Consider the following 11607-nt stretch of genomic DNA (forward strand, 5'->3'; position numbering starts at 1 on the left):
TTGACCGGCCCGCCAAAAACTTCAGTAGTGCTTGTGTAGCTGCTTTGTTACATCAGGTGAGGCGATGGGGTCTGGCTCACACAATGGAGTCCACGGTTTTTTTTCTGGGCCAGACCAGGCTGAATTTTGCACCGCCAAGCGTGTCGCTCCTGCTGACGAAGGCGTGCCCTCCGTGCCAGTAGAGAATCCGGCGAACAATAGACAAACCCAGGCCGTAGCCGCCGGAGGTTCGGGTACGGCTGTCGTCCAGTCGGGCAAACGCAGTAAACACTTTCTCCCAGTCTTCCTCTGGAATGCCGGGGCCATCGTCTTCAACATCAACGCGACAGTTGTCCTCATCGAAATGACAGCTGACCAGCACCTTACCAGCCGCGTAGCGTCCCGCGTTGCCTACCAGATTCTGGATCGCCCGATGCAGGTAGCGAGGCTCAATATCCGACAGCGCCCAACGTTCCGAGACCTCATCAATGTTGCCTTCGATACTCAGCTCGGGCCGGACCATCTGCTGCTCAGAGACCACCTGGCGGACAATGTCGGTTACCGAGGTTTCCTGCAGCGAGAAAACCGGGCCGCCCTGCTCCAGCCGCGCATAGGTCAGGATCTCATCAATCAGCTCGTCCAGTTCCTGGATATCGCCATCAATACCGTCCAGTTGCCTTTGCAGGGCAGCCTCGTCCTGGCAGTCCTCGATCATCTGGACGCCAAAGCGGATACGGGCCACGGGAGTGCGCAATTCGTGCGAAACCGCGTGAATCATTTCCCGCTGCACCTGCACCAGGCGCTGTATGTGTTCGGCCATACCGTTGAATGACGAGGCCAGACGGGTTACCAGCGTTCCCTCGCCCGCCTGGACCCGGGCGCTCATTTCTCCACGTGCGATTCGAACCGCTACCGACTCAACGGTTCTGAGATTACTGTCCACTTCCCGGAGCGCGAGGAAAACGGCAACGGCCAAAACCCCGCCAAGCACCAGGACCAGCAGCAGGACAACCGGCCAGGCCCAGGGATCAAACCCCGCGGGCATGTCAATCCGGTACAATTCGCCGTCGGATAGCTGAACGATCACCCGTCCGCAACCGTCTGATTCGTCGGTGTAGAAGGCAAGGCCCCGCTCGGCGACCTGGTCCAGAACGTCAGAGTCCGGCAGCAGGTCGGCGTCGTCCAGGGTCTGCACTTCGACATTGAGAGAACGGGCCATTTGCGAGGCAACATTGAGACGGTCATCCGCAGAGGCTGAATCAAGATGCCACCGGAAAATCAACCCAATGGTTTCTGACACATCCCGGTAGGGCTCGTTCAGACGCAGCTGCAGGATTTCTCCGCTCAGTCCGGTTACCAGAACCCGATACCCTACGTCACTGTCGATGCCAACCACCTGGCCGTAGCCAAGTCGCTCCAGAGCCACCGGTGACAGGTTGAAACGGGAAGCAGCCCCCATACGAAGATCAACCGTCGAACTCAGCCAGTGGTATTGCTGTAATGGTGCCGGGGCCGCAGCCAGCCAGCGCATCAGTGGCTCGGGGAAGCGTTCATGCCAGAATTGGGAGCGCACCGAGTTGATCCCGGTGAACAACAGGACACATAAAAAAACAACCAGCGCGGTCAGGCCGGCAAGGCGGGCATAAAGCTTGAGGAAGAACTTCAGGGGCATGGTACCAACCCTGGCATGGAAGACCGGTATGCGGGCGAATGGCACACCGGCTCCAGAGACTGAATCGTCAGGCTTCCTTTACGAACAGGTAGCCTTTACTACGAACGGTCTTGATGCGTCGCGGATGGATGGGGTCATCGCCAATCTTGGGTCGAATCCGGGAAACGCGAACATCAATGGATCGATCCTGGCCATCGTATTCAATACCACGCAAGGCGGTGAAGATTTCTTCCCGGCTAAGCACGCGGCCCGCGTTGCTGGCGAGCAACCAGAGCAAATCAAATTCGGCGCTGGTCAGATCAATACTTTCTTCACTCAGCCAGGCCTCCCGCATGGAGCGGTCGACAACCAGATCATTGAACTGGAGGCGCACCGGTTCTTCGCCCCCTGCCTCGTCCGCCGCCCCCGAGCCGGTTTCGGTCACCCGACGCAGCATGGCGCGAATCCGTGCCAAGAGCACCCGGGGTTTGACCGGTTTGCCAATATAGTCATCGGCACCCATTTCCAGACCCAAGACCTGGTCCAGATCGTCGGTTCGGGCAGTCAACATGATGATCGGACCGGAAAAGAAGGGGCGCACGCGTCGGCAAATGGAGAGCCCATCCTCGCCAGGCAACATAAGATCCAGAACCACCAGATCCGGCTGCTCGTTACGGATCCGCTCTACCGCGGCACCACCATGAGTTTCCAGGGAGACGGTCAACCCGTTGCTTTCAAGGTATTCGCGGGTTAACTCCGCCAACCGCTCGTCGTCCTCGACAATCAGAATTCGCCAACTTTCGTTTGTCTGTTCCACGCCATCCATCTCTGGTTTTGTTATTCCGGTTTCAGGTCATTCTGTGTACCTGACGATACAGGCAACCTGCTGTAACAGCAATTATACATGCTATTCAGAAATATACATGGAACCGCTGCTTCGTTACACCCTGTGACAGAGCTCCCGTAACCGCCAATCGGACCCGATGTCACAGACACGTCACCTGGTGGTCACCGATGTGTCATACCGGCTTCATAGGCTTGTCGGGAAATGGAAACAAAAGAGACGACGCCATGACCACACAAACCGCGAAAGCCCGCCGCAGCGCCCGTCGCCTGAAAACCGACATGACCCGGTGCCCCAGACAGGTCGAAGCGGCCCAGCGGCTGCGTTACCGGGTATTTTCGGAGGAATACGGCAGCGACCTGGGCGCACAGACGCCCGGCATCGACGCTGACGAGTTCGATGCAGTGTGTGACCACCTGATCGTTACCGACCTGGATTCGGGCGAACTGGTAGCGACCACACGCATCCTGCACCAGAACGACACCAAAGATGTTGGCGGCTTTTATTCGGCCGGGGAGTTCGACCTGAGCGCCCTGGAGAGACTCCCTGGCACCATAGCCGAGCTGGGGCGCACTTGTGTTCACCCGGATTATCGCAATGGCGCGACCATCAGCCTGCTCTGGTCGGCAGTGGCCGAATATCTGGTTGAGCGCGGTGTTGACTACATGATTGGCTGCGCGAGCATCGGCATGTCTGACGGAGGCCTGAAAGCCTGGCGCATCGCCCGCCACCTCCAGACCGAGTATCTGGCCGATCCGGCCTTTCTGGTAAAACCACTTCGCGCGATGCCGCATCTGACCCACACCCGGGACAGCGATCGACCGGTGGACGTTCCCGCGCTGATCCGAGCCTACATGCGTCTTGGTGCCCGTGTCTGCGGTGAGCCCTGCTGGGATCCGGATTTTCGCTGTGCCGACCTGTTGGTTGTGCTGGAGGTCAGTAAACTGGCCGGCCGCTACAGCCGGCACTTCATGCGCTCGGCATCCTGAAGACGGGAATCTGGGATATGAGCTGGCTGAGACTCTGCGTTCGGATCACTGCCTTTATAGCCTTCCTTGCAGCCACCACAATGTTGGCCGCCGCTCTGCGGATCACTGAAATTGTTACCCGCAATGCTATCGACCGGACACCCTGGGCCAGATTCTGTTTCCGCTGGGCCTGTCGGTGCCTCGGACTGACTATACGCCAGCACGGCTCACCTTCCGACGATACCGTTCTGTTCGTCAGCAACCACATCAGTTGGTCAGATATTCCGATTCTGGGAAGCCTGGCACCTATCCGGTTTCTGTCAAAAGCCGAGGTCGGCCAGTGGCCGGTCATAGGCTGGCTGGCACGACAGGCCGGCACGCTCTTCATTCGACGCGGCGGTGGTCAGGCCCGCCGGGTTCGGGACCAGGTCATCGGGAATTTGCGGGCCGGGGAAAGTGTCCTGATATACCCGGAAGGAACCACCAGCGCAGGTCTGACGGTATTGCCGTTCCATGGCCTGTTGCTCAAGGCCGCTCCAGAGAGCAGAACGCCGGTACAACCGATCACTATTGCCTATCGCCGGGAAGGCCGCCCCGACCATCTGGCTCCCTTCATTGGTGATGATGAGTTCCACCACCATTTGTTGCGGATGCTAGCCCAGCCTTCTGCCCGGGTCGACGTAGTCTTCCACGAACCTGTGCACCCGTCGGAAAAGATCCCGGCCGGAGAGTTCGCCGCCAGCCTGAGAGAGACCGTTCTGGAAGGACTGACCCGAATATACCGTGGTGAATACGACAGACCGGCAACCGAGTGTCTCAGAACAGGGGACGACCCTGGGCTACCTCATCTTCCGTCGCTTCACGGCGGCCAACGATCTCCAGATCAAAGTACAGGGTAAAGCCCGCCAATGGGTGATTGGCGTCCACCTTAACCAGGTTGCCATCAATCCCGACAACCTGCACGATCTGCGCTTCATCGCCCGTGTTGGTCTGGAACTTCATGCCAATCTGCAGGTTCTCGATACCTTCGAACAGTGAACGTGGCACCTTGCGCACCAGCTCGGGCTTGTGCTCACCGTACGCCATGGCCGGCGGTACCGTTACCTCGAGGCAATCGCCCACGTTGCGGTCTTTCACCGCCTGTTGGATCCCTTCAATAATCTCGGGACTACCATAGACGAAGTGCAGGGGCTCACTGCCTTCGGAAGTATCAACCAGCTCGCCGATCTTGTTCTTCAAAACATAGTGAACGGTAAAAACGTCGGGTCTTGCTTGTGAAGCTGTCATCAGGTTTTCGAGTTTCCTGTATCCGGTGGTGTTTCGAGCTGTTGCAGGCCATGAATAACCAGTCGCTGATCCAGCTTGTCCCGCAATCCTGAAGGGTTACTCAGGCCCATGCGCTCAAGCAGGGACCCGTAACGGCCTTCGTCATCCCGGGCCCGGAGGGCCTGTAACAGAGTCGACAGTTTACCACGGCGAGTGGCCGTTGCGGCCTTGAGCCCCTTAAGGGCTTTCCCCAACGTCAGCTCCTCATCGGTAAAGTCCCTGCCAAACGGGAACGGCGGGAACAGGCTGGCATCTCCCGCTGCCGCAACGGCACGACGGATGGCTTGCGGGGTATTGTTACACCAGTCGGCAGGCAGCTTGAACGCAGGATCCACCTTGCCCGCCTTCTGGGCTTTTTTCAGAAGCTCCTGCTGGAACCGGGAGTCGGCAATGCGGATCAGCCTCAGGAAGACCTGCTCGTCGGACTGCCCTCTCAGATCGGCAATCCCGTACTCGGTAATGACGATGTCCCGCAGATGGCGGGGTATGGTGCAATGACCATAATTAAACACGATATTGGACAGTACCTTGCCCTGGGATGATCGGGTGCTGCGCAGCGACAGGATCGACCGTGCGCCCGGCAGCTCGTGAGCCATGGCAACGAAGTTGTACTGGCCACCGACGCCACTAACCACACGACCATCCTCAAGACCATCCGATACGCCGGCACCGTTGAGGGTGTACATCATAGCCGAATTGATGAACCGGCCATGAACGCGCTGCGCCGCTTTCAGCTTCTGGTCTCCGAACCGGTGGTCATACAGGTGGTTGATGAAATTCACGCTGGTCATGCAGATTTTTGCACGCTGCTCGTCGGTCATTTCCCTGAGGTACTGGTAAAACTGCTCGGGACCAACGTAAAAACCGCCGTGCATGGCGATACCGCCAGTCAGCCGTTCCCCGAGGATGAGGGTTTCGATGGCCTGCCGGGCCTCCGGATTGTCCAGATCACCCTCGACCGACTGATCACCAATACGCAACCGGCCGCCCTTGAACTCGACAGCTTCTTTAAAGATGCCGTGCTGGACCAGCCAATGAACATCCTTTGCCCGCAACGGGCTATCAATCAGCTTTTCGCGCCGCAGGACATCGAGGGTTGCGAGAGACACTTCGCTGGGAATATCACCGCGATTGATCAATGTCTGCAGACCAGCGTGATCGTATACCTCGCGGGTAAGGATGCCTTCCTGCATCAGGTACAGGAAACCATCCACCATCATTTCACTACAGCCATAAAGCCCCTCCTCGAAGGGGCCGGTGCCGCCGTCCTCGCGAACAACGGGGAAATGCTGATCAACCTGGAGATGGTCAAACACCTGCCGCCAAGCCTTATTGTGACTGTGTCTGAGAATGGCGCTGTGGACCAGGGCCGCGCCCAGTGAGCCGATGCCAACCTGGAGCGTACCGCCGTCCTTCAGGAGGGTACTGGCGTAGAATCCGATCAGGTGGTCTTCCGGGCTGACCGACATCTGGGGCGCTGAGAACAGCGGATAGTCTCCCGAAGGCTGATCAAGCAAGATATCGAACCGGTCTGCTTCAATCGCCGCGTGATGGCCAAACCAGGGAAGGTTCTGGTTCATCTCGGCCACCAGCGCCACCGGCGTGCCAGCCGCCTCGCGCTCACGGAGCAGGGGAATCAGGTCCAGCGTCAGATCCGGGTTGCAGCTCAGGCTGACCTGGCCGGGCTGCCCATGGGCCTCGCCCGGAGACACCATCTGGGCGACGACATTGACACCCACCGCCATCAGATCGCGAACGGCATGGGTATAGTTGGTACACACGTAATGCCGCTGCTGGGAACGATTGTTCAGGTAACTGCCGGCTTTGAAGAAGAACTCCGAGACCTGAACATTCTCAGGAAGACGGTTTGCCGATACATCCCTGGCATAGGCCAGTTCAGGAATCCGGCCATAGAGGCGCTCAACAAAAGGCCCCATGAAACGCTTTTCCAGCGAGGAGCCGCCCTTTGGCGCCAGCAGCGACAGTGCCGTAACAATGTGCAGGCTGATTTCCGGATCGTCTTTCGCCCGCTGGTATAGCGCATTAACAAAGCGAACCGGTTTTCCGAGCCCGAGCGGCAAACCGAGAGTAATCTCCTTGCCAACCCGGCGAATCACCTCGTCGACACAGGCGTTCACATCATTTGATAACTGCCCTCTATCACCCGCCATTACCAAGCTCCTTATTGGCTAATCAGCATGTTAACGGAGATGATCACACGAGCATCGGGCACAGACAATGCGCCAGATCATGATTCTGGGGTTTGATGATAGGACCGGGTGCGGGGAATTGCGGGGTTCAGAAGTTCCACTTCAGATTCAGGCAGGCACCCTCGTTCAGAAGTGCAATGCCATGGTCGGCCTGAGCCGGATCCGACGCGTAATGTTTGCCGGAATGCTTCGAACGGGTCAGCGTGAGGCTCAGCAGGCGGGAACCGATTTCGGCAAACGCATCGGAACTGTCCTCGTCAAAATCACCGGAAACCCGTTCCTGGATTTCGAAAATCTGCTCGCTGGCTGTCTTGCTTTCGATCTGTTCGAAGACGCGCTCGGATGCTTCGGCGCGAACGACGAAAGCAACAAGATTGAGAGCGAGTAACGCAACAAAGATTCGAATAATCATGACACTGCCTGAGACCTTTTTTCCGACACGGGAGTCTACGGATACCTTAGGCTTAAGTCTAATGATTAAGGGCTGGAAAGATGTGAATCTGCACACAAAGACGCCGACTTTTTGTCACGGGATCAGCATCTTTTTGTCAATTTATGATCCCCGATATTTCAGACTGTAACAGCACCCCCGGCCAGCGCCTCTCAGCCGGGGGTTCAAGCCAACAAAGCCGGCGGGCTCAGGGGCAGGGGTAGGTGAATTCCTGGTGAATGGCCTCTATCGCTTCCAGTACCTCGGGGCTCAGGGTGACCTTTGCAGACCCTATGTTTTCCCGCAGTTGCTCCATGGATGTTGCTCCGATGATATTGCTGGTCACAAAGCTGCGGCTGTTCACGTAAGCCAGCGCCATCTGGACCGGAGACAATCCGTTCTGCCGAGCCAGCTCAACATAGGCCTGGGTGGCATCCATGCCACGACTGCCGGTGTAGCGGCTGAAACGCTCGTACAGGGTCATTCGGGCTTTTTCAGGCCACTTGCCGCCCAGATATTTGCCGGAGAGCATACCAAAGGCCAGCGGTGAGTAGGCGAGCAAACCGGCCTGTTCCCGGTGGGCAATTTCCGCCATCCCCACCTCAAATGAACGATTCAGGAGGTTGTAGGGATTCTGGATACTGGCCACTCTCGGCCAGCCTTTCTCGCCGGACAGACGCAGATACTCCATGGTGCCCCAAGGAGTCTCATTAGACAGTCCGATGTGCCGGACCTTCCCGGACCGAACCAGATCATTCAGCGCTTCAAGTGTTTCCTCGATCGGCGTGAAAGACTCTTCCGGGTTGTGCTCGTAACCTAGCTTGCCGAAAAAGTTCGTGCTGCGATCCGGCCAGTGCACCTGGTACAGATCAATGTAGTCGGTCTGCAGGCGTTTCAGGCTGGCGTCGCAGGCTTCCATAATATGATCCCGGGTCAGGCGCGGACCATTACGCAGGTACTTCAGTCCGTTGCCCGGTCCCGCCACTTTCGACGCAATTACCAGGTCGTTGCGGTTGCCCCTGCTGGCAAGCCAGTTTCCCAGGTAGGTCTCGGTCAGCCCCTGGGTTTCCGCCCGGGGCGGCACAGGGTACATCTCTGCGGCATCAATAAAGTTGATACCCTCGGCGACTGCGTAATCCAGCTGTTCAAATGCTTCCTTTTCGGTGTTCTGCTCCCCCCAGGTCATGGTGCCCAGGCAAATCAGGGTAACGTCGAGATCGGTCTTTCCAAGCTTTCGCGTTTGCATATCGTCTCCGATTCGGTTCGGTTAACGGGTAAAGGGAATGTCACGGGAGTGTCGCATAACTGTCATGCCGGCTTTTCATAGTAGAGGCATGTCAAAGGAAGCACAGGAAACACCGTGACCGAGACCATGCAGGCCAACCGGCGCTCACAACACATTACCATTGTTTCGGAGACTTTTCCGCCGGAAATCAATGGCGTGGCAAACACGCTCAGGCAGCTTTGCCAGGGGCTGATGCAACGTGGGCACCGGGTAACGGTTATACGGCCGCGACAGCAGCATGAGCGCAAAGGCCACTTTGCCAGTGCTGGCGAGGCACTCTTCTCCCGTGAACATGTGGTGACCGGATTGCCGCTACCCGGGTACGCGGACCTGCGCTTTGGCCTGGCCCGAACCGGCCATCTGAAAAAGCTCCTGACCACTGACCGCCCCGATGCCGTCTACGTGGCCACTCAGGGCCCGTTGGGCGTTGCGGCGACCACAGCCGCAAGGCAGATAGGGATTCCGGTCAGCTCGGGCTTCCACACCAATTTTCACAGCTACAGCCGTTATTATGGCGTCGGCATGCTGGAAAGGTTGCTGTGCCTCTACGGTCGATGGTTCCACAACCGCACGGCCATCACCCTGGTGCCGACTCGAAAAATGCAGCAGACAACCCGCGCCATGGGTATTCCGGCGACCGGCCTCTGGAGTCGGGGCGTGGACTGTCATGGCTTTACTCCCCACAAGCGAGACAGCGCACTGCGGGAATCCTGGGGCTTACAGGCCAATGACCGAGCCATTCTGTATGTCGGCCGGCTGGCACCGGAAAAGAACCTTCGGATGGCGGTTGCCTGCTTCGAACGTATTCGCGGCCTTCACCCCCAGGCCAGGTTCATACTGGTTGGCGACGGCCCGCTACGGCGCCAGCTGGCTGAACGCCACCCCGATTACGTGTTCTGCGGCACCCGCCGGGGCGACGACCTGGCACGCCATTTCGCCTCAGGCGACCTGTTCCTGTTTCCGAGCAAAACCGACACCTTCGGCAACGTGGTGCTGGAGGCAATGGCCAGCGGACTGGGCGTCGTCAGCTTTGACGACGCCGCCGCAGCCGAACACATACGCCACGAAGAAAACGGCATGAAGGTGCCTCTGGACGAGGATGAAGCATACGTCGACAGCGCTCTCCGCCTGGCCGATCAACCAACCCTGCTGAACCGGATCAGGGCCCAGGCAAGGCTGGACGCTCTGGAACAGAACTGGAACTCGCAGATCGAACAATTTGAACAACTGGTTTTCAACCAAACCGCAAAGGCCGGATACCATGCCATCAACAAGCAAAGCATCTCGCTTCTTTGAACTGGCAGACCAGCGGGAAGTCGCTTTCTGCCAGTCTATTAACCGCGCTGTTCAGTTCCAGCCCGCCCTCGGGTATTTCCGACTGGTCAGCCGACTCGGCGACGGCTGGTTCTGGTACGCACTGATTCTGTTCATCCCCTTTCTCCGACCGGAATCCGGGCCAGGGCTGGCACTGCTTATGGCGTTGACCGGCCTCACCTGCACCCTCACTTACAAGTTACTGAAGCGCTGGCTCACCCGTGAACGTCCATTTATATCCTTTCCCGCCATCAACTGCGGCACACCGCCCCTGGACCGCTACAGCTTCCCGTCCGGCCACACGCTGCACGCTGCCTGCTTTCAGGTCATGCTGACCGTGGCGGAACCGGCGCTGGCTCTCATCGTGCTTCCGTTTACGTTGAGTGTGGCGGCATCAAGGGTGGTCCTCGGCCTGCACTACCCCAGCGATGTCGCTGCCGGCGCCCTGATCGGTGGCCTGATGGGTTACGCGGCCATGAGCTGGCTGCACTTCTAATCGAACAGACGTAACTGGGTAACCGGCGCATCATCATTGCGGAAACGCACACCAAGACCCAGCAGCCGCACCGGCCGCTCCCGGTTAGTGACGAGCTCAGCCAGCAGTGGCAGATAATCATCCAGAGCCGGCTCTTTGACCTGCTCACGAACCCGCTCAAGGGTATGGGTTGAAAAATCACTGTAGCGGATCTTGATGAAGAGTTTGTGGATCGGTTTTCGACGCGCCTTGCGCGACAGGCGAAGGTTGAGATCCGCAACCAGTGAGGCCATGACTGTCTGGCAGGCGGCCATATCTGGCAAATCCTGGGAAAACGTTCGTTCCACGCTTACCGACTTGGCAATCCGCGACACCACCACCGCCCGCTCATCCCGGCCGTGGGCCATCTCGTGGAGTCGATAGCCCTGCTTGCCGAACCGATCAATCAATACATCGGGCCCGAGCGCCTGCATGTCGCCGCAGGTCTTGACCCCCAGAGCATGCAGTTTCGAGGCGGTCACCTGCCCCACTCCAAAAAGCTTCTCAACCGGCAGTCCCCGAACGAAATCCGCAACGTCCTCCGGGCGAATCACGAACAGCCCGTCCGGCTTTTCCCAGTCACTGGCAATCTTTGCGAGAAATTTATTGGGCGCCACGCCGGCGGAAATAGTGATACCCACTTCCTGGCGCACCCGCTCCCGAAGGTGGCGAGCCATAAGCGTGGCACTGCCCTTGTGATCGGTCACATCGGAGACGTCCAGAAAGGCCTCGTCCAGAGAGAGCGGTTCCACCAGGTCTGTCAGTTCCCGCAGGATAGCCATCACCTGCTGTGAGACCGCTCGATACCGGCCCATATCTGTTGGCACCGTCACCAGCCCCGGGCACAGCCGTCGCGCTTCGCTGCCGGGCATCGCCGACCGCACACCGTACGCCCGGGCCTTGTAATTGCAGGTAGTCACCACGCCCCGACCGCCATCGCCACCCACCGCCAGCGGCACATCCCGTAGGCTGGGATCGTCCCGCATCTCCACGGCGGCGTAGAAGCAGTCACAATCCACATGGATGATCTTGCGTTGTGGCATAATCAGAGGGCTCGCGTCGACTTTCTGTACATTTATACAGCCT

Annotated in this window: 11 protein-coding genes; 4 read left to right on the top strand and 7 right to left on the bottom strand. The window is 58.5% G+C overall.

Annotated elements, in window-relative coordinates; all coding sequences use genetic code 11:
- Positions 1-76: 76 nt before the first annotated feature.
- The gene (locus tag EDB94_RS16035) at positions 77-1696 is read right to left on the bottom strand and encodes an ATP-binding protein (RefSeq protein WP_260312614.1); all 1620 of its coding nucleotides are present in this window, start codon (positions 1694-1696) and stop codon (positions 77-79) included.
- Between the two features lie 22 nt (positions 1697-1718).
- Entirely contained in the window at positions 1719-2456 is a 738-nt protein-coding gene (locus EDB94_RS16040) for a response regulator (protein WP_108018795.1), read from the bottom strand.
- Positions 2457-2701: 245 nt separating this feature from the next.
- Here EDB94_RS16040 and EDB94_RS16045 point away from each other — a divergent pair, with 245 nt between their 5' ends.
- On the top strand, positions 2702-3463 hold the full coding sequence (locus tag EDB94_RS16045; protein WP_108018794.1) for a GNAT family N-acetyltransferase: 762 nt from the start codon (positions 2702-2704) through the stop codon (positions 3461-3463).
- A gap of 17 nt (positions 3464-3480) precedes the next feature.
- Positions 3481-4341 carry a 1-acyl-sn-glycerol-3-phosphate acyltransferase gene (locus EDB94_RS16050; protein WP_108018793.1) on the top strand — a complete coding sequence of 287 codons (861 nt, stop codon included), beginning with the start codon at positions 3481-3483 and terminating at the stop codon, positions 4339-4341.
- Here the strand turns inward: EDB94_RS16050 and EDB94_RS16055 are convergent.
- From EDB94_RS16055 to EDB94_RS16070, 4 genes are all read right to left on the bottom strand, one after another.
- Positions 4259-4729, bottom strand: a complete 471-nt coding sequence (locus EDB94_RS16055; protein WP_008176279.1) for a peptidylprolyl isomerase — start codon at positions 4727-4729, stop codon at positions 4259-4261. The genes EDB94_RS16050 and EDB94_RS16055 overlap by 83 nt on opposite strands.
- A complete protein-coding gene (locus tag EDB94_RS16060; protein WP_108018792.1) occupies positions 4729-6939 on the bottom strand; it encodes an acetyl-CoA hydrolase/transferase C-terminal domain-containing protein in 2211 nt (736 codons plus the stop codon). Before EDB94_RS16060 ends, EDB94_RS16055 begins: the two co-directional genes overlap by 1 nt.
- 127 nt (positions 6940-7066) lie before the next feature.
- Positions 7067-7390 (bottom strand): hypothetical protein, encoded by a 324-nt coding sequence (locus EDB94_RS16065; RefSeq protein WP_108018791.1) that lies wholly within the window; start codon positions 7388-7390, stop codon positions 7067-7069.
- 226 nt (positions 7391-7616) lie between these two features.
- Positions 7617-8654: an NADP(H)-dependent aldo-keto reductase gene (locus tag EDB94_RS16070; RefSeq protein WP_062785570.1), complete on the bottom strand. Its 1038-nt coding sequence runs from the start codon at positions 8652-8654 to the stop codon at positions 7617-7619.
- 126 nt (positions 8655-8780) lie between these two features.
- Between EDB94_RS16070 and EDB94_RS16075 the strand changes: the two genes are divergently transcribed.
- Together EDB94_RS16075 and EDB94_RS16080 are read left to right on the top strand one after the other, a co-directional pair.
- Entirely contained in the window at positions 8781-9989 is a 1209-nt protein-coding gene (locus EDB94_RS16075) for a glycosyltransferase family 1 protein (RefSeq protein WP_108018851.1), read from the top strand.
- Complete coding sequence (locus EDB94_RS16080; RefSeq protein WP_108018790.1) at positions 9955-10503, top strand: phosphatase PAP2 family protein; 549 nt, start codon at positions 9955-9957, stop codon at positions 10501-10503. The genes EDB94_RS16075 and EDB94_RS16080 overlap by 35 nt, the downstream gene beginning before the upstream one ends.
- On the opposite strand, the gene dinB is transcribed toward EDB94_RS16080, so the two are convergent.
- Positions 10500-11564, bottom strand: coding sequence for a DNA polymerase IV (gene dinB / locus EDB94_RS16085; RefSeq protein ID WP_108018789.1), 1065 nt, complete (start codon positions 11562-11564; stop codon positions 10500-10502). The two genes, EDB94_RS16080 and dinB, sit on opposite strands and share 4 nt — an antisense overlap.
- Positions 11565-11607 lie beyond the last annotated feature (43 nt).

It is taken from the genome of Marinobacter sp. 3-2 (assembly GCF_003751355.1).
In the GTDB taxonomy this organism is placed as follows: Bacteria; Pseudomonadota; Gammaproteobacteria; order Pseudomonadales; family Oleiphilaceae; genus Marinobacter; species Marinobacter adhaerens.